This is a genomic window from Arthrobacter subterraneus, from assembly GCF_900099735.1.
Lineage (GTDB): Bacteria > Actinomycetota > Actinomycetes > Actinomycetales > Micrococcaceae > Arthrobacter_D > Arthrobacter_D subterraneus.
The window spans coordinates 1-19,304 of the sequence record NZ_FNDT01000023.1 but is presented as its reverse complement, the minus strand read 5'-3'; the positions used below and the strand labels follow the sequence as shown (position 1 = coordinate 19,304).

The following is a 19,304-nucleotide window of genomic DNA, read 5'->3' as shown; positions in this document are numbered from 1 at the left end:
GAGTACGCATGAGTCTTGTAACGACTGAAACAACGACCCAGCCGGTAACCATGGTCACGATAGGGGTGGATACCCATTCTCAGCTGCACCACGCGGCCGTGCTCGACCAGCACGGCGTCCTCTTGGCGGATAAGGAGTTCACTACTGACCTTCCCGGCTACCAGCAGCTCCTGGAATGGGCTTCAAGCTACGGAATCATCAACGCAGCTGGCGTGGAATGCACCGGCTCCTACGGCGCCGGCCTCACAAGGTATCTCCTGGCATCCGGTGTCGACGTTGTTGAGGTCAACAGAGGGCACCGCCTGACCCGTAGCCGCTCAGGCAAGAACGATGCGATCGACGCCGAAGCTGCAGCGCGGAAGGTCATATCAGGGGAGTGCTCGTCCCCGGCCAAAAACACCACCGGCACTGTTGAAGCCATCCGTAACCTGTACTTGCTTCGCGACTCGGCTGTGAAGTCCCGTGCGGCCGCGCTTGTTCAACTGCGCGATGTTCTCGTCACGGCACCTACCGGAATGCGGGAGCGGTTCGACGCCAAAACACTCGAAGGTAAGGCCACACAGGTGCGCGCCTTGCGCCCAGATACCAGTCGCCTGGACGAACCCGAGCACGCGGTGAAGTACGCGCTGCGGGAACTGGGCCGCCGAATTTTCAACCTCACCGCAGAGATCAACACGACCGAAAAACACATCACCAGACTTGTCGAAACGGTCGCACCTACCACGCTCGCTCTACCCCAGGTTGGCCCGGTTACCGTGGCTCAGCTACTTATCACCGCAGGGCAAAACATCGACAGATTTCCAAGTGAAGCAGCCTTTGCCAGGCTCTGCGGCGTCGCACCTATTCCAGTGTCGTCAGGAAAAACCCATCGTATGCGCCTCCATAGAGGAGGAAACCGTCGAGCGAACCGAGCCATCTACCTCGTCACTATCTGTCGGCTGCGCTACGACCCCAGATCCCAGGCATACCGAGACCGCAAACGCGCCCAGGGACACTCAAGTGCTGACGCTATCCGCAGCCTCAAACGATTCGTCACCCGCGAGCTCTACTACGCACTCAAACGGGACCTCAGCGGGAAGACTCTCAAGTAGCTGAGTCTTCACAGTAGAACCGCGCCGCTACCCGCCAGCGCACCTATCGACACCTGCCCGCTCAGCTGGCGATGGTGATGAGGGCTCGTTTGAGTCGTTCGTCGGCGTCGTTTGCGACGTCGCGGATTGCGTCGGAGTCGCTGACCTGGACCATGGTTTGGGGGTCGATTGTTTCAATGGTTGTTGTGGTGTCTTCGGGGGCGCGCCTTACGACGACGTTGCAGGGTAGGAGGGCACCGAGTTGGGGTTCTGCGGTGATGCCGCGTTGCGCCAGTTGTGGGTTGCAGGCACCGAGGATGATGTAGTCCCCGACCGCGTCCCCGGCTTCCTGTCCGAGTTTCTTGGTGAAGGTGGCGCGGACGTCTATTTCGGTGAGAACACCGAAACCTTCCTGCGAGAGCGCTTCCCGCGTGCGCTGAACGGCGTCTTTCCAGGACAGGGTGGACGTGACGGTGTGCGTATAAGCCATGAGATTCTCCTTGCATAGTGGGCTGAACGTGGGCTGTTACCCGGTCATGGGCAGGCCTGCCTTTTCGGCGTCGTCGAACATACCGTCGATGTGAACGACGTTCTTGCCGGCCCGTTGCAGCAGGCTCGCGGCGACTGATGCCCGGTAGCCCGATCCGCAATGAACCCACAGTTTCCGATCGGGTACTTCATCCATGCGCTGCAGCAGTTCGTGGAGGGGAAGGTTGATTGCCCCTTCGATGTGCTGTGTGCCGTATTCGTCGGTGCGTCGCACATCGAGAATGACGTCTTCCTGCTCTGAGCGGTCCGTGCGGACCTCTTCCCAACCCACACTCGGGTAGGAGTTCCGTGCGGCGTTGGGGGCAAGAGCTGCCGGGTCGGTGCCAAGGGCCACGTCGGGCTGGTCGATGCCGATTCGGGAGAGATCACGGATTGCGTTTTCGACGTCGTCACGTTCACCGACGAGGGTGAGCTGCCGGTCCCAGGGCAACACCCAGCCGAGGAACGTGGTGAAGTTCGAGCCGTCGCCGTATTCGAAGCTGGCGCTACCGTGCAGGTGGTCCCGGGCGAAGGCAATCCTGTTGCGCAGGTCGATCACCCATTCGCCCTGTTCGAGTCTGGCGGTGAGGTCTTCGGCGTCCAGGGGCTGGGGGACGTCGAGCTGGGCCGGACCGGGACCGGCGGTGTTCGCCGGTCCCATGTGGGCGTAGTAGGACGGGTAGGCGCTGAGGTTGTCGATCAACTCCTGGACGAAGTGGTTTTCGTCCTGATCCGTGAGGGCGTGGTTGCTCTGGACTTGTTCGCCGATGGTTGAGGAGTCGGCTCCGCTGGCTGGGCCGGAGGAGCAGAAGGATCCAAAGCCGTGGGTGGGGTAGAGGCCGGCCTCCGGGGTTGCTTCCTCCACCAGACGGCGCACTGAAGCGTATTGGGCGTGAGTCAGCGGTACCGTGTCATTGTCGCTGACAAGGTCGGTCCTGCCAACGGATCCGTAGAGTAGGCTCCCGCCGGAGAACACCGCCTGCCGGTCCTCGTGTGTGACGACGAAGGAAAGATGGTGGTGGGTGTGCCCTGGCGTGGCGACTGCCCGTAGGGTCATCTTCCCGATCTGCAGGGTTTGCCCGTCGGAGATTGGGGTGCGGTCGAAGTCCACCTGGTCGGCGGAGTTGACCAGGTACGTGGCGTGATGGTCTTTGGCCAGCTGCAGTCCACCGGTGACGTAGTCGTTGTGGATGTGGGTTTCTGCGACGTGGGTGATCTGGACACCGGCGTTCGCGGCTTCCTTCTCCACCCGGTCGGTGTCACGTTGCGGATCGATCACCAGGGCCACTTGCCCATCGTGGATCAGGTAGCTGCGGTCCCCGAGCGGCGGGGTTTCGATCGTGATGACGTCCATGCCGGATTCCTCCTTGAATGCCTCGTTCGATGCAAACCACCGTACCCGCGGGCCCGTTGACCGGGCCAGCAGCCGGGCCCGTCCTATCGGGACCAGCTGAGCACGGTGGTTTGTGGGTGTCAGGAGCGGTTTTGTTCCTGCTGGGCGATGTCGGCGCGGACGGCGCCCATGTCGATGTCTTTCACTGCGCTGATCACCTGTTCAAGGGCGGGCGCCGGTAACGCACCGGGCTGGGAGAAGACGAGGACTCCGTCACGGAAGGCCATCAGGGTGGGAATGGAGGTGATGTTCGCAGCGCCGGCAAGTGCCTGTTCTGCTTCGGTATCGACCTTGCCGAACACGATGTCCGGGTGCTTCTGTGAGGCGGCTTCGAAGGTCGGGGCGAATGAGCGACAGGGTCCGCACCAGGCGGCCCAGAAGTCGACCAGCACGATCGAGCTGCTTTGAAGGGTTTCGGCGAAGTTTTTTTCGGTGAGGTTGAAAGTGCTCATGGCAATGACTCCTTGGCTTTCAGGTGTTCAATGTGCTTCGGCGGTGCGCCGGTTTAGGGGTGTGCGTAGGGGGCAGCGTGGCAGGAGGAACCAGCAGGCTGCGGCGGCGACCGCGAGGATGCCTGCGGTGGCTGCGAGGGCGGTTCCCCACGGGGTGGGGAGTTCCTGGACGAGGACGAAGACGCCCATGACGAGGACGAAGATCCCGAAGCCCTTCCGGAGGGCTGCTTCGGGGATACGGCCGGCCAGGCGGGATCCGATGAGGGATCCCAGCACGGCGGCGGCTGTTACGGCGGCGACGAGGCCCCAGTCCAGGGTGACGGTGGTGAGGTAGCCGGCGAGCCCGGCGAAGGATTTCATGGCGATCACCACGAGGGAGGTTCCGACGGCGATGGGCATGGATAGGCCGCCGAGCAGGGCCAGCGCGGGGACGACGAGGAACCCGCCACCTGCTCCGACTAATCCGGTGACCAGGCCGACGATAAGGCCCTCGACGATGACCTTGACGATGGGTAGTTCCCCGTCGTGCGTGGTGGCGGTGGTCTTGTTTTTCCTGCCGCGGATCATGGCGATGGAGGTGGCGACCATCATGAGGGCGAAGGCGATCATGAGGATGGTGCCGGGGATGTGTCCGCCGAGGAGTCCGCCGCCGAAGGCTCCGGCCATGCCGGCGGCCCCGAAGATCAGGCCGGTGCGCCATTTCACCCGACCTTTGCGGGCATGGTCGATGGCACTGACCGCGGAGGTCACCCCGACGACGAAGAGGGAGGCGGCGATTGCTTCCTTGGCATCGAGGCCGGCGACGTAGGTCAGGATCGGTACGGTCAGGATGGATCCGCCGCCGCCGAGCAGGCCGAGCGAAAGACCGATCACTACGGAGAGCAGTACGGTCGCGAGCAGAACTACGCTCATGGGGGTGTCCTTTCGAACAGGCAGACAAGCAGACAGGCAGACATCAGGCGGTCAGTCCGGTGGGGTGTGTGGGTCAGCGCGTTGTTGGAAAGCCTTCGTGCTGCCAGTCGAGCATGCCGCCGTCCATGGTGTCCGCGGTGTAGCCGGCGGTGGTCAGTGCTTCGGCGACCCGGGCGCTTCGGTTGCCGCTGCGGCACACGACGATGACCGGGCGGGTCTTGTCGAGTTCATCCAGGCGGGACATCAGCTGCCCCATCGGGATGTGCAGGGCACCGGGGAGCATGCCCTCGGCGACCTCGAAGTCTTCCCGGACGTCAAGGACCTGGTCCTGGTTCCGGCGTGCGTTCGTATCGTGAATGGTGATTCCAGCCATGATGTGTTCCTTCTCCTGTGGTTCGGAAATGGAGGTTGAGGAGTGGTGCTGTTGGACCGTGTGCCCTGCCCGATGGGGGGCAGGCAGGGCACACTGAGTCTTTGTTAGTTGCCGGCCGGGACCTGGTTGATCGCTGCGGCGGCGGTTGGCTCGCTCGCGGCCTTGTTCCACGGCATCTTCGACAGGGCGTTGCCCATGGCGCAGGTGTTGGTCGCCGCTGAGAAGGTCAGCCCGGTGCCGATCGCACCGGCCAGCAGGCGGAGCTTGGGGGAGATGAGCTTGCCGGCCAGCAGTCCTGCGATCACGAGGGATCCGGCGGTAAGGCGCACCTGGCGTTCCAGATCCCACCGTTGTGCGCCGCGGACAACGGTGCCGCCGGCGGCGGCGAAACCTGGAACGCCACCGGTCAGGACTAAAGCGGTGTCAATCCCGGCCCCGTTAAGGCGTTGGCGTGCCTGCTCGGCGCGGACGCCGGACTGACAGACCAGCACAACCCGTTGTCCGAGTCGTTCGGCGAGCTCATCGGTGTGCTCGGAGAGCAGAGGAAGCGGGACGTTGTAGGAACCCTGGATGTGCATGGTTTCGAACTCAGCGGCGGAGCGGACGTCAACGATGATCAGATCCTCATGCCGGCTGATCCAGTCACGCAGGGTCTCGGGGTCGAGGGCGGTCACGGTGGAGGTGTTGGAAGCCAAGGGATTCCCTTTCGAGTTTCAGTGGGTTGAACTGTCGGCATCAATCCTACCACATACCCCCCGGGGTATGCAACAAACCCTAGGGGGTATACACTGGAGGGAGGAAATGTAACCTCAGGAGGATTTTGTGCAGCTCGATACCACTGAACTCACGCCGGTAATCAATCGGCTCAAGCGCGCCACCGGACAGCTCACGGCGGTGACCCGGATGTTGGAGGAAGGCCGGGACTGCAAGGACGTCGTCACGCAATTGGCGGCCGTGTCCAAGGCACTGGACCGTGCCGGGTTCGCGATTATCTCCTCGGGCCTGGAGCAGTGTATGGCCGAGGGCGGCAACACCATGGACAAGAAAGACCTGGAGAAACTCTTCCTCGCACTGGCCTAAGCAGGCTCGGCCTGGCTGACCGCGTTGGCTATGGCGCCGGCGGGTGGGTTTCATACATGCGGGCTGCGACGATGAGCGCAGCCATGGCGCTGAGGGCTGCGGCGGCCCATACTGCTGCGTGCAGGCCGGCGTCTGCGACTACTCCGCCCACAACAGCTCCGAAGGCGTAACCAAGGTCGCGCCAGAGCCGGTAAATCCCTACCGCGCGTCCTCTCCGGGCTGGTTCGGCCACGTCACCGATGGCGGCGAGCAGTGTCGGATACACCATGGCAGTTCCGGCGCCCAGCAGGATGGTTCCGGCCGCCCAGCCCGGGAAGGTATCGGCGAGGGCTATGACGCTCAGCGCTGCAGCCTGCAGGCCCATGCCGGTGGTGATGAGGCGTTGAAGTTGAGGTTGTTGACCAGGCCGGCTTGGCTGGCCGAGGCCAGCGCAGGTTCACGTCAGGTACTGAGGGCAAAGATCTGCCAGCTGCTGGGTGCGGGGGGCGTGCGCAGTGGTGAGGAGTGAGGTCTGCGGTGATGTTGTTCGAGTGCGGCGTGGCCGTGGGTTTCCCTTACCAGCAGCGTCGAGAGCGTCAGGCCCAGGGCTACGTAGGCTGCTCCGAGTAGGAACGGTGCCGGCCGGAGGCCGTAGGTGGCGGCGAGGTGTCCGGCGAGCAGGGATGTGATTGCGACGGCGCCGTAGCCGGCGGCTTCGTTCAGTCCCATGGCGAGTCCGCGTTTTTCGGGGCCGATCAAGTCGATTTTCATGACGACCGTGGTTGACCAGGTGAGGCCCTGGTTGATGCCGAGCAGGACGTTTGCCGCGACTACCCATCCCCAGTCCGGGGTCAGGATGAGCATCGCGGGGACCGGTACGGCGAAGAGCCAGCCGGTCAGGAGGACGGGTTTGCGTCCGAGGCGGTCGACGAGGATCCCGGCGGCGTAGTTGCTGGTTGCCTTGGTGATTCCGAAGGCGGCGATATAGGAGAAGATGACCGTGTAACCGGTCAGGCCGAAGTCCTCGGCGGCCAGCAGGGGCAGGACGGTCTGCTGCTGGCCGGTCGCAGGATTGGGCTGTGCTCCGTACACTCCTACCCATGGATGCACTTGACGTGGGACGGATCGTGGCTGGGCTGGTGTTGCTGGTGCTGGGTGGGGAATTCCTGGTGCGGGGGGCTTCAGCGCTGGCCCGTCGCGTGGGGATTTCCTCGCTGGTGGTCGGGCTCACCGTGGTCTCGGCAGCCACATCAGCACCGGAGCTCGCCGTGACCATCGGCGCTGTCCTGCGCGACGAACCCGGGCTCGCTGTGGGCAACGTGGTCGGCAGCAACATCGTCAACGTCCTGCTCATCCTCGGACTTTCCGCACTGGTTGTTCCGCTTGCTGTGAAGCAGCGGTTGGTGCGCTTTGACCTGCCCCTGATGGTCGCCCTGTCAGTCGGGGTGCTCCTCGTGTCCCTGGACGGGAGGATCAGTGCCGTGGATGGGTTGGTTCTCTTCTGCGTCGTGGTGGTGCACACTGTGATGACCGTCGTTATCGGCCGCCGCGACGCGAAGATCCCCACGACGCCGGACCCGGCCGGGGGTTCGCCTACCGCCGATTCAGCTACCGCCGATTCGGCCGGAGAGAAAGAGGCGGCGCCTGCGGACTCTTTCGCCAAATCGCTCCTGCTCGTGCTGCTGGGGATCGCCTTACTGGTGGCCGGTGCCACACTGCTCGTGGAAGGCGCGGTGAGCATTGCCGCCACACTGGGCGTGAGCAGTCTCGTGGTCGGTCTGACTGTAGTGGCAGTCGGGACGTCGCTGCCCGAACTGGCGACATCCATCATTGCGGTGCGCCGCGGTGAACGAGACCTGGCCGTGGGTAACGTGGTCGGCAGCAACATCTTCAACATTGGGGTGGTGCTCGGACTGCCCGCCCTGATCTCTCTTGAGGGCATTCCCGTATCCGCTGCTGCGGTGGCCTTCGATATACCGGTGATGCTGGCAGCCGCGGTGGCACTGCTGCCCGTCGCGTTCACCGGCTTCGCGATCGCGCGTTGGGAGGGCATCCTGTTCGTGGGGCTGTACCTGGCCTACACCGGATATGTCGTTCTGACCGCTACCGCACACGATGCCCTGGAAGGGTTCACCGCAGCCATGGCCTGGTTCGTACTACCATTGATCGCAGCCACCCTCATCTCCTTCACAGCCTACGAAATCGGGCTCCACAAGGGCCGCCGGAACCCGGACCAGACCCGAACCTCGCCCTAGTCCGGGGTTGCTGGCCATTGCCAGCCGGCGGTGAACCGGAGAAGGGGTGGCTGTCGGTCGCGGCGGTCCGTACGTAGACTGTCGATCTGGTGAGCTAAGGAAATCTAGTCGGCATGAGCACATTCGACGAACCCGCAGACCAAGGAGCCGCCCATGTCCAGCCACGACGACCCCACCACTGGCCCGGAGGATCACAGCCACGATAGCCTCCACCGTGGCAGCTACCGCGAGGTGCTCCGTGTCGGGGAGATCCTGCGTAAAGAGACCGTCGGGGGCATACTGCTGGTCGTTGCAGCACTGGCCGCCATCGTGTGGGCGAACTCTCCTGCCGCGGATAGTTACTTCGCCTTGCGTGACTACGAGATCGGTTACGAGCCCTGGAACCTGCGGCTCAGCCTCAGCAAATGGGCGGCCGACGGGTTGCTGGCCATCTTCTTCTTCCTCGTGGGTCTGGAGCTGAAGCGGGAGTTCGTGGCCGGTGACCTGCGCCAGTTCAGCAAGGCCGTGGTCCCGGTCGCCGCAGCCGTCGGTGGGGTTGCTGTTCCGGCGCTCGTCTACGTTGCATTCAACGCTGTGAACCCGGAGACGGTCAGCGGGTGGGCTATTCCCACAGCCACCGATATCGCTTTCGCGGTGGCGGTGCTGGCCATCATCGGCTCCCACCTACCTCCCGCGTTGCGGTTGTTCCTGCTGACTCTTGCGGTGGTGGATGACCTGTTGGCTATAACAATCATCGCCGTCTTCTATACCGATGACGTAGCGCTCACGCCCTTGCTGCTCGCATTGGTCCCGCTGGCAGTCTTCGCCTTCTTCACGCATCGCTTCTCCCGGTTCTTCAGCCGGCACGCCTGGGCATTCTGGATCATCCTGCTGCCCCTGGGACTGGTGGTCTGGGTGCTGGTTCACGAGGCCGGCGTCCACGCCACCGTTGCCGGCGTTTTGCTCGGTTTCGCGGTCCCGGTGATGCGCAGCAAGGCCAGCGGCGGACCTGAGGCCGGCCCGGGTTTGGCTGAGGAATTCGAACACCGCTTCCGCCCCATCTCTGCCGGGTTCGCAGTGCCAGTGTTCGCCTTCTTTTCTGCCGGTGTGGCAGTGGGTGGCTGGGAAGGACTCACCACAGCCCTGACCGCCCCCGTCGCTGTGGGTATCATCGCCGGGCTCATCATGGGCAAACCGATCGGGATCGTCGGTGCCACCTGGCTCACCACCAAGATCACCCGCCGGCGCCTGGACCCGTCCTTCCAATGGATCGACCTGGTGGGCGTGTCCTTGCTGGCAGGGATTGGCTTCACCGTCTCCCTGCTCATCGCCGAGCTGAGTTTCGCTGCAGGCAGTGTCGACACCGACTACGCCAAGGTCGCGGTCCTCAGCGGCTCTGTGGCAGCGGCTCTGCTGGCCGGAGCGTTGCTGCAGGCCCGAAACCGCCACTACCGGGCTATCGAGAATCTCGAGTCCATCGACACCGACCACGACGGCGTCCCCGACATCTACCAGAACGATGAAGCTAGGGACGGGCGCCCGTAGGAGCGGCACTCAACACCTGATCCTCGACCGGAACGATCCCTGCACTCTCGGTTCCGGACCGCCCCCAGGGTTTTCACGATTCCCGGATTCGATAGGTCTCAGGCCGTAGAGTGCCGCGATTAAGTGTGGCTGATCGCTGGCCTCAGGGGGCTCAAGCCCGCCCTTCTCGCAGTTTTCGACCGTTCCCGGAGTTGTTGCTCCTCCGGCGCTCCGCCCGTCATTGACCGGTGCGCTTCTCCTGGGTGAGTTCTCGGGGAAGGACCCGGCACAGGACGTCGGAGAGGGTAACCACCCCGACGAAACGCCCGTGGTGCATGACGGCGGCGAGTTGCTCCCCGGCTGCCCGGATCTGGGCAAGGGCCTCGTAGACCGGTGTTCCGGCGTCGAGCATGAACGCGGGGCGGGTCAGCTCACTAACCGGCCTTTCCAGCGATTCGAGCAGTGTGTCGCGGACGTGAACGACTCCGGGGATGCCCCCGTCCAGGTCCTCCACGAGGATGCGTAGGTGGCCCGAGCGGGCGGCGGCTTCCTGCACATGGGAGGCCGTGGCTGTAGCCGGCACCATGGTCGGCGCGCCGCCCGGTGCGATCAGCGCTTGGATAGTGAGCTTCTCGAGCTCAAGGACACCGGAGAGCTGGGTGCGGAAGGAGGCGTCGAGGGCACCGACGGACGCGGAGTGCTCAACGAGGTGTCGGATCGTGTCGACGTCCTGGCCGCCGACGACCGCACGGTCCAACGGAGTTACTCCGCTGGCTGCGACCAGCCGGTTGGCGATCTCGTTGACCCAGCTCAGCAACGGTCGCACCAACCAGATGAAGCCGCGCGCGGGCACACCGATGAGCTTGGCCGAGGTTTCCGGGTGCGCGATCGCCCAGGACTTGGGCGCCATCTCGCCCACGACTAGATGCAGGAATGTCACGAACAGCAGCGAGAGGGCGAAAGCGGCGCCGCCGGCAAACTGTTCCGGAGTCCCCCAGGACGCGAGCACGGGGCCCAGCCATGCGTCGATGGCCGGTTTGGTAACCGCGCCGAGGGCGAAAGTGGCTGCGGTGATACCCAGTTGTGCACCGGCGAGCATGATCGTCAGCTCGTTGATGCCGCGCAGCGCCGCACGGGCGGACCGGTTCGTCGCAGCTTCGGCCTCAAGCCGGTGGCGGCGGGCACCGAGCAGTGAGAACTCGATAATGACAAAGAACGCGCTCAGTACGATGAGCAGCACGGTCACGGCGGTCACGATCAGCGGATCACTCATCGATCCTCCTCGGTCTCGGCCTCGGTGCCGATCGCGGCCTCATCCGTGCAGCCTGCGCCGTCAGCGGCGGTCCGGACAAGCCGCACGAGCAGTTCGCTGGGGACGTGCCGGGAAAGTTCCAGCACTTCAACCTCGAGCACACGGTGGACAGGTCGATCCAACACCAGATCACGAGGGTCGTCGGGCAGCTCGACCCGCAGCACCTCGCCGGTGACCGGCAGTTCACCGCGGTGGGCAATGAGCAGACCCGAGATGGTCTCGTAGTCACCGGCGGGCAACTCGTAGCCGACGGCGCGTTCGACTTCGTCGACGTGGATATCACCGCTCATCCGCCAGGTGTTCTCCTGCTCGGGCGTGATGACAGCGGGCGGGTCGCCGTCATGCTCGTCAGTGAGTTCCCCGACCAGTTCCTCGGACAGGTCCTCGACCGTCAGGACACCCGCGAAGCCACCGTATTCGTCGATGATGCAGGCAAGCTCGTTGCGCGACCGCGTGAGCTTGGCCAGCGCGTCAGGCAGCGACATGAGCGTTGGCAGTACGAGCGGGGGCACCATGATGGAAGACACCGGGGCCTCCTCGGGCGCGCGGCTGCGGAGTAGGTCCGTGAGCTGGACGACTCCGAGCGGCTCCTCCGTCTCGGAGATCACCGGGTAGCGGGTGTGCTCCTGCGCCATGAGAGCGCGCAGCTGGCCCATGGTCGTGTCCGGTGTAACGGTGCCGACCTGTGAGCGCGGGATCATGGCGTGTTCGACGTTCCGGTCGGGGAAGTCGAGGATGCGGTCAATGAGCACCGACAGCTCCTCGGGCAGGTCACCGCTCTCCCGGGAGTCAGCGACAATGCGTTCAAGATCTTCGGCTGTCACGCTCGTGTCAACGTCGTGCACCGGTTCGACACGCACGGCACGCAAGAGAGCGTTAGCCGCGTGGTCGAACACCGTGATCAGCCACCCGAACAGCGCGAGATAAATCGTCGTCGACCGGGCAAGAGCGCGGGCGAGAGGTTCGGCGTTGGCGATCGCCAGGTTCTTCGGGTACAGCTCACCGAAAATCATCTGCACAACAGCGGCCACGACGAGCGCGCTCACCGTGCCCACCGATATGCTCAGCGCCGCCGGCACCCCGGCACCACCCAGCAGTACACCCAGGGACTCGCCCACCAGCGGCTCGGCGACATAGCCGATGAGCAGTCCGGTGACAGTGATGCCCAACTGTGCGCCGGAGAGCATGAACGAGGTGCGGCGCGTGACTTTCAGCGCGCGTTGCGCAGCCTTGTCGCCGGCCGCGGCGCGCGCTCCGAGGCTGGCGCGGTCCACCGACATGTAGGCGAACTCCTGCGCCACGAAATAACCGTTGGCCGCGATGATTGCAAGAATCACGATAATCCCGAGAAGGAGCGTCAATACCGCTTCGATCATCGGGTATTTTCCCCTACCCCAGGGAAGCCTGACCGGCGCCTGCGGCCGTTCTCAGATATCGCGGAAGTGGAACAACTATCGCCGGGGTCGTCGGACGACCCGTCTCTGGCGGCTGATCGACCCATGCTACTGCTCTACACTCTCCAAAAATTGACGGATACGCTCCATGCTAAACCATTCCTACCGAGGTGATCCCGGCAGGAATGAGCGCGCGGTCCCGGCGAGACAGCTGCGGGAGCGGCCGCAACCGAATCCTGATGCGCCATGCACCAACCCGTGGGTCGTTCCTCGACGGCGCAACGACCACCGGTGTGCAGACGCTGTTCTATGTTACGAAGGGAAGCCCGACAAGGTGCCCCGTACGGCGTGCGTGGAAGGGCTACTGCCCCTGAGCCGAAATAGGACGGCTATCTTCACTGCACAACGCGTGGGAAGGACTGGAGAATGCCGATAACGGCCCAATACGTCATCCTGCCAAGGGGAACGGCAGGATGACAGCGACGTACGTGCCGCACATACTCACAGGCATACGTTAGGCCCCCGGTCACGAGCTCTATTCAGGCGTTGTCTCGTGACCGGGGGACGCGGGTAGCGATCCTAACCCACGGTGGGCCACCCCTTTCACAGCTGCCGACGGGGTGCTATTTGGACATGTCTGCCGTGGACATTGTCTTCTCGCCGATTTCGGACTCCTCGTCCCGGCCCTCTGGGTCCGCGGTGATCACCGGTTCGCCCTGGACCAGTGAGCGGTCGTCCTTGTTCTCGTCGCCGCGGGTTTTGAGCAGACTCGCGGCGGTCGCTACGACGATGGTGGCGGCGATAAAGAGCAGGGAGAACCAGATGGGGATCTCGGGCACCCAGAGCAGCGGTTCCCCGCCGTTGATGAAGGGGAGTTCGTTGACGTGCATGGCGTGGAAGACGAGTTTGACGCCGATGAAGCCGAGGATGACGGCCAATCCCTGGGCGAGGTAGACCAGGCGCTCGAGCAGTCCTCCGATGAGGAAGAACAACTGGCGCAGGCCCATCAGCGCGAACGCGTTGGCGGTGAAGACGATGTAGGCCTCGTTGGTCAGGCCGTAGATCGCCGGGATGGAGTCGACGGCGAAGATGAGGTCCACGAAACCGATCGCGATGATTGTGAGCAGCATCGGCGTGACGAAACGCTTCCCGCCCTGCATCACGGTGAGTTTGTCCTGGTGGTACTCGTCAGTGACGGGCAGGACCCGGCGCACAAGGGTCATGAACCTGCCGTCAGCCGGGTTGGACTCGTGGCTGCTGAACGCCTGGCGGTAGGCCAGAACGAGGAGCAGTGCACCGAAGATGTAGAAGACCCAGGAGAAGTTTTCGATCAGGGCCGCTCCGATGGCGATGAAGCCGCCGCGCAGGATCAGGGCGATGATGATGCCGATCATCAGTACCTTCTGCTGGTACTTCTTGGGTACGGCGAATCCGGCCATCACGATGAGGAAGACGAACAGGTTGTCGATCGACAGTGCCTTCTCGGTGAGGTAGCCGGCGAAATACTCGCCACCAAACGTCCATCCCGACACCGTGCCTATTCCCACACCGAACAGCAGTGCCAGCCCGATATAGAACGCCGACCAGCGCGCCGATTCCGCGATGGAGGGCTCGTGGGGTTTACGCACATGGGCGAAGAACTCGTAGACGAAGAACAGGATCGTCACAGCAATGGTGATGAGCCAGATCATAGGTGTGACCTGCATAAGGGTGGCTCCCAAGGGGGTAGGCGTTGAACGGATACGCCAAGGTCTCCTCCGCCCGGACGACACCGGAACCGACGACCCGAGATGCTTCAGTGCATCCGTAATGACGGGCCGATCACAGACGGGAGTACTCCCCTTGATGAGTAAATTCTAACCTATGCAAAACCGTCGTCCTAACCGACACGATCATGCCAGGGAGCATGCCGCATCGTATGACCGTGCGATGTTATTACTACCGTCGAACCCCACGGACGGCGGAGATTAGATCAAATATTTAGGTCTTTTTGATGAGGTTGGACTGGCCCACCGTAGGTATTGGAGCCGCCCGGCCCGGGCGACCGAAGCACGGAGGATCCCTGATGACAACGCATGTAGCAGAGTGCAGCGTAACCAACTGTTCGTTCAACGACCACTCTGCCTGCAATGCCGCCGCAATTACCGTCGGTGGCACACAAGACCATGCCTCCTGCTCCACCTTCATCGGCACCGGCACACACGGTGGCCTGCCCAAGGTCCTGGCCGGTGTCGGGGCATGCCAGCGAGCCGAATGCGCGTCCACAACGGTCATTTGATGTGCACGGCGGCCGAAGTCCACGTCGGACCTGGTTCGGCTAACCACCCCTGTTCCAAGTACTGTCCGCGTGACAGCTTCACTCGGCACAGGAATAACATGATGCGTTCTGGCGTGCGCCTGTTGGCTGCGGATAAGTGCCTGTGACTATCAACTTCGAATGGCGGCTTTTCATGACTTAGTTCAGCGGTCCCAGTCGTGATCGAATTTCTACTACGCTGTGTAGAAGAAATCACCAACAGCGTAAGGAGCGGCATGGCTCGCATCACCATTGGACTCGGCGTCGTTCTCATCGCCCTCGGCGTCACCGCTTACATCATCGCCGCCTTCGCCAGCTGGACGGCGCTGATCCCGGCCGTCCTGGGAGGTGTCATACTGATCTCCGGCTTCATCGGCCTGAAGAATCAGAAGATCGGCATCCACATCGCCCTAGTTGTGGCAGTGCTCGGCGTCCTCGGCACCACGATGAACGTCCTGCAGCTCGGCGCTCTCTTCGCCGGGGAGGCTGACCGTCCTGCCGCGGTGATCACCAGCACGATCACTTTCGTCCTGCTCATCATCTATGTGGTGCTCGGCATCCGCTCATTCATCGCCGCCCGCCGCCGGAAATCAGCAGCGGCTTGACCTCCGGTTCCGCCGCAGGCGGGATCAGATTACGGGCTCTTCGCAGAGGAAAAACGCTTCACGTATCAGGGTCAAGAATCGGCTTGCGGGGCAACGATCTGATACCCCTGCAACGTTCAGTCAGCTATCCCCAGTAGACGACAACGGCAACCGGGACTGCCCCCGGTCTTGTTGGACTCCACAGTGGGTTGACCGGTTGCTACCCACCATGATTTTCGGCATCAGGGGGTGGAGGTGTTGCGGGCACCGACCACACCTCCAACGAGTGCGTTCACTGCGACCAGCAAACTGAACTGCGCGGCGTTGGCCCTCAAGCCGAGTTTGGCCGTACCGGCCAGATAATTGCGTGCCATCAGGCGCTCCGGGAGTTGTCAGGGTGTGGGCACGGCAATGGGCCCGCGCATAAGCAGCGGGCCCATTGCCTGTCGGTGGAGTCGGGCTGTTTAGCTGACCGAGGTTGATTGCTGGGAGGCGTTCCATGCTGCCCAGCCTGCGTAGCTGCCGTCGAGTTCGATGACGTCGTACCCGGCGCGGCGCAGGGCGCTGGCCGCGACGGAGTTCCGGACCCCGCTCTGGCAGAAGGTAACGATTGTGCCCTCGGAGGGGAGCTGGTCCTGGTGCCAGAGCACCCGGCCGGCGCTGAGTTGCTTGGAGCCCGGGATGCTGCCGGCGGCGTGTTCGGTCTTGTTCCGCACGTCGAGCAGCAGCGCTGCGCCGAAGTCCTCGAGGTCACCGGGTGCGAGTACCTTCGGTGTGGTCATCGGCAGCCCGTCCAGGGTGGGGGTGAAGCCGGTGACGTTGTCGATGCCTACCCGTACCAGGTGATCCCACATTTCCTGCGCTGCTTCCTGGTCCGGTGCCAGCAGGACCAGCGGCCGGTCATCGGTTTCCGGGTCATACGCCCAGGCACCGAAGCTGGCCATCTTCGTCCCGGCGGGGATGTTCAAGGCCCCCGTCACTGTTCCCTGGTGCACCTGACCGTTCGAGCGGGTGTCAACAAAGGTCACGCGGTCTTCCGTCAGGTCACCGGCCAGCGCTTGGTTGTCCAGTTGCGGTAGCTCACTGCGGGGCCCCATCACATCCGGGCCGAGACGGTTCTGCCGCTTCATCCGCCCAAAGTAGGCGTGAGCATCCGGCTGCCCGTCGAGAAGTTCGCGAACGAAGCCGTCCTCGTCATTGGCAGCAAGGTACGGACCCCACCATGCGTACAGGCGCTCATAGCCCACGGTCGTGGAAGGGATCGCGCCCAAGGCCTTGCCGCAGGCGCTGCCCGAACCGTGGCCGGGGTAGACCTGCACGTGATCGGGCAGGGTCAGGAACTTCTCCCGCAGGCTCGCGAAGAGCTGCTTCGCGCCCACGAAACGAGTGTCCAGCCCGCCTGCGGCTTCATCCAGCAGGTCAGGCCGGCCGAGATCGCCTGAGAAGACGAAGTCGCCGGAGAGGAGGTACCCGGGTTGGTCGCTGAACGCGCCGTCGGTGATCAGGAAGGCAAGGTGCTCCGGAGTGTGACCGGGCGTGTGCACAGCCTTGATCGTGATGTTGCCCGAGGTGATGGTGCTGCCGTCGTAGAGCCGCTCGGCGTCGAAGCCGTACTGCCAGTCATCCCCACCCTCACCGGAAACATACATGTCCGCCCCGGTAGCTGCCGCCAGCTCGCGCGTCCCGGAGAGATAGTCGGCGTGAATGTGAGTCTCGGTCACCGCAACGATCTTCATCCCGTTGGCCGCCGCCAGCTCCTGGTACGGGGCGATATCGCGGCGGGCATCGACCACCACGGCTTCACCCTTGGCCTGGCAGCCGATGAAGTAGCTCGCCTGGGCCAGATCCTCGTCATAAATACGCTCAAGAAGCATGATCTTCCTTCCGATAGTCCGTTCCGATACCCGCGGGGGTATAACTCTGGGATTAACAATAATACCTACGGGGGTATAAGTGCAAGTGCATAGCGGTTCGCTAATCCGATACCCCGACGGGTATTATGAGGGGAGTGTGATCCAACGGAGAGGAATTACAGATGTGTCGGACAACCACCTGCATGTACTGCCGCAAAACCACCTGGAGCGGATGCGGGAACCACGTCGAGCAGGTCATGCGAGGCGTATCCAACAGTGAGCGCTGCACCTGTGCCACGGTCAACGGGCGCACCACAACAAAGGAAAAAGGTTCCGGTGCCGGCAACTGGCTGAGTCGACTGTTCGGCCGGTCAGCATGAGTACGACACCTGAGTCCAGGGTGCTGGTCCTGCATCTGGCCGGACCGGGCAACGAGCCCTTCCCGGACTTCGCGATGGCCATGCGCGTCGCCGGCAACGCCGCAGCGGAGCTACCCGAGGTGAAGATTGAAATTATTGTCCAGGGACCGAGCGTCAGCCAGCTCGTCGTAGACAAAGAGATCACCGAGATGCCTGGACCATCAGTATCGGTCTATGCCTGCGGGAATAGCCTCCGGTCGGCCGGCATCGACCCTTCCGCCCTGCCTTCAGGGGTGAAGGTGGTCCCCGCAGCCGTCGCGCACATCGCCCGCCGTCAGTTCGACGGCGCGGCTTATCTCAGGGTGTGAGCGTGAGGTGCGTCCGCCGTCCGCGTCCACGGGGCCTGCGCAATGCCTCGGTCCTCAAAGTTGTCTCCGGGCAATGACGTAGTGTCATACCACGGCAATGTTCGCAAATAGCAGTTGAGGCATTCATGGACACTCACCAGCCGTCGTCTTCCCCCACCAAGCTGTCTGCCTCCGTCGGGATCGGCGCGCCGTTGTGGAAGAAGGTCAGCGCCGACCTGATGGAAGAGATTCATAACGGCGTTTTCGCTTCGGGTTTCCCGGGGGAAGTGGAGTTGGCCAAACGGTACGGCGTGAGCAGGGGGACGATCAGGGCTGCGTTGCGTCCGTTGCGTGAGGCTGGGCATATCACTGCCCAGCCTGGGCGTAAGCCTGTTGTGGTTGCGGGCAGCAGCACCGCCTACGGCCCGATTTACAGCGTCCTGGCTTCCATCCGGGAATCCGGTATGAACCATTCCAGCATTGTGCTGGCGCAGCATCTCACCCGGGATCGTTTCATTGCCGAGCACATCTCCCTGGATGCAGACACGGAGTTTTTTCACCTTTCCCGTGTGCGACTGGCCGATGGGAAGCCTCTGGGCCTGGACCAGGTATGGCTTCCGGGACGGGTAGCCGCGAAATTGCTGGAAGCAGACTTTTCCCAGGCCGCCCTGTACGAGGAATTGGATCGTCGTTGTGGCATTGTGCTCGACGGCGGTACGGAGCAACTCACCGCCGTCTCCGCATCTGCGGATCAGGCTGCCCTCCTGAACTGTGCTGAAGGTGAGCCGCTGCTGCTCATTGAACGCTCAGGGTGCTACCGCGCCCAGACCGTGGAGTTCCGCCGCAGCTACATCCTGGGCGAAAGAATGGCCATAGCGACATCATTCGGGTGCAAGGCCGATCCGAACCGTGCAGCCGGTCGAAGGATCCTGTCCGGCCTTGCACAGTAATCAGCCGTTGACTGGCTGCCCGGCTGTCGGTGCCCGCGTGATGAGGCAGCGGTCTTCTGATGTCGCTCGTTTATGGAAGGCCCACGCGAGCAGGGCCACGGACACGGCAGCCAGGAGCGGTTGGATGGGTTCGAAGTATTGCATCGCGCCGGAGGTCCCCAAGGCCAGCAGTACCAGCTTGTTGCAGACCGGGCATCCGACCGCGAAGAACGACACTACTGTCCCGGCTGCCCCCAGCCGGCCGTGCGGATTTTCCTTGATGCTTTGCTCCCGGGCGACATAGGTTGCGACAACCAAGCCGGTCAGACCGGCCGTGAGGGCCAGGACAGGAAAGGACCACCATGTCAAGCCCCGGGTTTGGTGGAGAGATTTTTAGTTGGAAATTGTGGTTAGTAGGCCGGCATTGACACCGGCGTGTTGTTGTTCGTATTCGCTGGGTGGGACGTGGCCGAGTTCGCCGTGGAGGCGTCGGTGGTTGTACCAGTCGACCCATTCGGCGAGGGCGACTTCGAGGTGGTTGATGTCCTTCCAGGGGCCTTTGTTGCGGACCAGCTCGGCTTTGAACAGCGAGTTCAGCGCCTCGGCCATCGCATTGTCGTAGCTATCCCCGCGGGAACCCACAGAAGCGACGGCGTCCTCGGCGGCGAGTCGCTCGGCGTAACGG

General features: G+C 63.2%; 20 protein-coding genes and 2 pseudogenes. 8 read left to right on the top strand and 14 right to left on the bottom strand.

Annotated features, from left to right (window positions below; genetic code table 11):
* Positions 1–8: 8 nt before the first annotated feature.
* A complete protein-coding gene (locus BLS52_RS16055) occupies positions 9–1,091 on the top strand; it encodes an IS110 family RNA-guided transposase (RefSeq protein WP_090588063.1) in 1,083 nt (360 codons plus the stop codon).
* 61 nt (positions 1,092–1,152) lie between these two features.
* Here BLS52_RS16055 and BLS52_RS16050 read toward each other — a convergent pair whose 3' ends face one another.
* From BLS52_RS16050 to BLS52_RS16025, 6 genes are all read right to left on the bottom strand, one after another.
* On the bottom strand, positions 1,153–1,560 hold the full coding sequence (locus tag BLS52_RS16050) for a DUF302 domain-containing protein (protein WP_090588061.1): 408 nt from the start codon (positions 1,558–1,560) through the stop codon (positions 1,153–1,155).
* 36 nt (positions 1,561–1,596) lie between these two features.
* Positions 1,597–2,952, bottom strand: coding sequence for an MBL fold metallo-hydrolase (locus BLS52_RS16045; RefSeq protein ID WP_090588059.1), 1,356 nt, complete (start codon positions 2,950–2,952; stop codon positions 1,597–1,599).
* Between the two features lie 119 nt (positions 2,953–3,071).
* The gene (gene trxA / locus BLS52_RS16040; protein WP_090588058.1) at positions 3,072–3,443 is read right to left on the bottom strand and encodes a thioredoxin; all 372 of its coding nucleotides are present in this window, start codon (positions 3,441–3,443) and stop codon (positions 3,072–3,074) included.
* A gap of 27 nt (positions 3,444–3,470) precedes the next feature.
* Positions 3,471–4,355, bottom strand: coding sequence for a sulfite exporter TauE/SafE family protein (locus tag BLS52_RS16035; RefSeq protein ID WP_090588056.1), 885 nt, complete (start codon positions 4,353–4,355; stop codon positions 3,471–3,473).
* Between the two features lie 73 nt (positions 4,356–4,428).
* Positions 4,429–4,728: a rhodanese-like domain-containing protein gene (locus BLS52_RS16030; RefSeq protein WP_090588055.1), complete on the bottom strand. Its 300-nt coding sequence runs from the start codon at positions 4,726–4,728 to the stop codon at positions 4,429–4,431.
* A gap of 104 nt (positions 4,729–4,832) precedes the next feature.
* The gene (locus BLS52_RS16025; protein ID WP_090588053.1) at positions 4,833–5,423 is read right to left on the bottom strand and encodes a rhodanese-like domain-containing protein; all 591 of its coding nucleotides are present in this window, start codon (positions 5,421–5,423) and stop codon (positions 4,833–4,835) included.
* 127 nt (positions 5,424–5,550) lie between these two features.
* On the opposite strand from BLS52_RS16025, the gene BLS52_RS16020 reads away from it, so the two are divergent.
* A complete protein-coding gene (locus BLS52_RS16020) occupies positions 5,551–5,808 on the top strand; it encodes a metal-sensitive transcriptional regulator (RefSeq protein ID WP_026545554.1) in 258 nt (85 codons plus the stop codon).
* 28 nt (positions 5,809–5,836) lie between these two features.
* Here BLS52_RS16020 and BLS52_RS19155 read toward each other — a convergent pair.
* Positions 5,837–6,897: pseudogene (locus tag BLS52_RS19155) on the bottom strand (MFS transporter).
* On the opposite strand from BLS52_RS19155, the gene BLS52_RS16010 reads away from it, so the two are divergent.
* Complete coding sequence (locus BLS52_RS16010) at positions 6,888–8,042, top strand: calcium/sodium antiporter (RefSeq protein ID WP_074703596.1); 1,155 nt, start codon at positions 6,888–6,890, stop codon at positions 8,040–8,042. The pseudogene BLS52_RS19155 and the gene BLS52_RS16010 overlap by 10 nt on opposite strands.
* 153 nt (positions 8,043–8,195) lie before the next feature.
* Entirely contained in the window at positions 8,196–9,566 is a 1,371-nt protein-coding gene (gene nhaA / locus BLS52_RS16005; protein WP_090588052.1) for a Na+/H+ antiporter NhaA, read from the top strand.
* Positions 9,567–9,783: 217 nt separating this feature from the next.
* Here nhaA and BLS52_RS16000 read toward each other — a convergent pair whose 3' ends face one another.
* The 3 genes from BLS52_RS16000 to BLS52_RS15990 form a co-directional block, all read right to left on the bottom strand.
* Positions 9,784–10,818 (bottom strand): CNNM domain-containing protein, encoded by a 1,035-nt coding sequence (locus BLS52_RS16000; RefSeq protein ID WP_090588050.1) that lies wholly within the window; start codon positions 10,816–10,818, stop codon positions 9,784–9,786.
* Positions 10,815–12,233 carry a hemolysin family protein gene (locus BLS52_RS15995; RefSeq protein ID WP_090588049.1) on the bottom strand — a complete coding sequence of 473 codons (1,419 nt, stop codon included), beginning with the start codon at positions 12,231–12,233 and terminating at the stop codon, positions 10,815–10,817. The genes BLS52_RS16000 and BLS52_RS15995 overlap by 4 nt, the downstream gene beginning before the upstream one ends.
* Before the next feature lie 641 nt (positions 12,234–12,874).
* Positions 12,875–13,957, bottom strand: coding sequence for a TerC family protein (locus BLS52_RS15990; RefSeq protein WP_090588047.1), 1,083 nt, complete (start codon positions 13,955–13,957; stop codon positions 12,875–12,877).
* Between the two features lie 359 nt (positions 13,958–14,316).
* Between BLS52_RS15990 and BLS52_RS15985 the strand changes: the two are divergent.
* Positions 14,317–14,675: pseudogene (locus BLS52_RS15985) on the top strand (DUF1540 domain-containing protein).
* Between the two features lie 108 nt (positions 14,676–14,783).
* Positions 14,784–15,152 carry a hypothetical protein gene (locus tag BLS52_RS15980; RefSeq protein WP_090588046.1) on the top strand — a complete coding sequence of 123 codons (369 nt, stop codon included), beginning with the start codon at positions 14,784–14,786 and terminating at the stop codon, positions 15,150–15,152.
* A 221-nt stretch (positions 15,153–15,373) separates the two neighbouring features.
* On the opposite strand, the gene BLS52_RS19020 is transcribed toward BLS52_RS15980, so the two are convergent.
* Together BLS52_RS19020 and BLS52_RS15975 are read right to left on the bottom strand one after the other, a co-directional pair.
* Positions 15,374–15,505 (bottom strand): hypothetical protein, encoded by a 132-nt coding sequence (locus tag BLS52_RS19020; RefSeq protein WP_281241731.1) that lies wholly within the window; start codon positions 15,503–15,505, stop codon positions 15,374–15,376.
* A gap of 90 nt (positions 15,506–15,595) precedes the next feature.
* Positions 15,596–17,005: an MBL fold metallo-hydrolase gene (locus BLS52_RS15975; RefSeq protein ID WP_090588044.1), complete on the bottom strand. Its 1,410-nt coding sequence runs from the start codon at positions 17,003–17,005 to the stop codon at positions 15,596–15,598.
* A gap of 355 nt (positions 17,006–17,360) precedes the next feature.
* On the opposite strand from BLS52_RS15975, the gene BLS52_RS15965 reads away from it, so the two are divergent.
* Positions 17,361–17,711 carry a DsrE family protein gene (locus BLS52_RS15965; RefSeq protein WP_090588041.1) on the top strand — a complete coding sequence of 117 codons (351 nt, stop codon included), beginning with the start codon at positions 17,361–17,363 and terminating at the stop codon, positions 17,709–17,711.
* Positions 17,712–17,836: 125 nt separating this feature from the next.
* A complete protein-coding gene (locus BLS52_RS15960; RefSeq protein WP_245702904.1) occupies positions 17,837–18,640 on the top strand; it encodes a GntR family transcriptional regulator in 804 nt (267 codons plus the stop codon).
* Here the strand turns inward: BLS52_RS15960 and BLS52_RS15955 are convergent, their stop codons facing one another.
* Together BLS52_RS15955 and BLS52_RS15950 are read right to left on the bottom strand one after the other, a co-directional pair.
* Positions 18,641–18,988: a hypothetical protein gene (locus tag BLS52_RS15955; RefSeq protein WP_175460207.1), complete on the bottom strand. Its 348-nt coding sequence runs from the start codon at positions 18,986–18,988 to the stop codon at positions 18,641–18,643. It abuts the gene before it with no gap.
* Positions 18,989–19,012: 24 nt separating this feature from the next.
* On the bottom strand, positions 19,013–19,304 hold a 292-nt coding region (locus tag BLS52_RS15950), incomplete at its 5' end, for an integrase core domain-containing protein (RefSeq protein ID WP_139186297.1).

Excerpts from the sequence above, each read along its gene's own strand:
- BLS52_RS16055 (WP_090588063.1), top strand. The coding sequence starts at position 9 with ATGAGTCTTGTAACGACTGAAACAACGACCCAGCCGGTAACCATGGTC.
- BLS52_RS16050 (WP_090588061.1), bottom strand. The coding sequence starts at position 1,560 with ATGGCTTATACGCACACCGTCACGTCCACCCTGTCCTGGAAAGACGCC.
- BLS52_RS16045 (WP_090588059.1), bottom strand. The coding sequence starts at position 2,952 with ATGGACGTCATCACGATCGAAACCCCGCCGCTCGGGGACCGCAGCTAC.
- trxA (WP_090588058.1), bottom strand. The coding sequence starts at position 3,443 with ATGAGCACTTTCAACCTCACCGAAAAAAACTTCGCCGAAACCCTTCAA.
- BLS52_RS16035 (WP_090588056.1), bottom strand. The coding sequence starts at position 4,355 with ATGAGCGTAGTTCTGCTCGCGACCGTACTGCTCTCCGTAGTGATCGGT.
- BLS52_RS16030 (WP_090588055.1), bottom strand. The coding sequence starts at position 4,728 with ATGGCTGGAATCACCATTCACGATACGAACGCACGCCGGAACCAGGAC.
- BLS52_RS16010 (WP_074703596.1), top strand. The coding sequence starts at position 6,888 with ATGGATGCACTTGACGTGGGACGGATCGTGGCTGGGCTGGTGTTGCTG.
- nhaA (WP_090588052.1), top strand. The coding sequence starts at position 8,196 with ATGTCCAGCCACGACGACCCCACCACTGGCCCGGAGGATCACAGCCAC.
- BLS52_RS16000 (WP_090588050.1), bottom strand. The coding sequence starts at position 10,818 with ATGAGTGATCCGCTGATCGTGACCGCCGTGACCGTGCTGCTCATCGTA.
- BLS52_RS15995 (WP_090588049.1), bottom strand. The coding sequence starts at position 12,233 with ATGATCGAAGCGGTATTGACGCTCCTTCTCGGGATTATCGTGATTCTT.
- BLS52_RS15990 (WP_090588047.1), bottom strand. The coding sequence starts at position 13,957 with ATGCAGGTCACACCTATGATCTGGCTCATCACCATTGCTGTGACGATC.
- BLS52_RS15980 (WP_090588046.1), top strand. The coding sequence starts at position 14,784 with ATGGCTCGCATCACCATTGGACTCGGCGTCGTTCTCATCGCCCTCGGC.
- BLS52_RS19020 (WP_281241731.1), bottom strand. The coding sequence starts at position 15,505 with ATGGCACGCAATTATCTGGCCGGTACGGCCAAACTCGGCTTGAGGGCC.
- BLS52_RS15975 (WP_090588044.1), bottom strand. The coding sequence starts at position 17,005 with ATGCTTCTTGAGCGTATTTATGACGAGGATCTGGCCCAGGCGAGCTAC.
- BLS52_RS15965 (WP_090588041.1), top strand. The coding sequence starts at position 17,361 with ATGAGTACGACACCTGAGTCCAGGGTGCTGGTCCTGCATCTGGCCGGA.
- BLS52_RS15960 (WP_245702904.1), top strand. The coding sequence starts at position 17,837 with ATGGACACTCACCAGCCGTCGTCTTCCCCCACCAAGCTGTCTGCCTCC.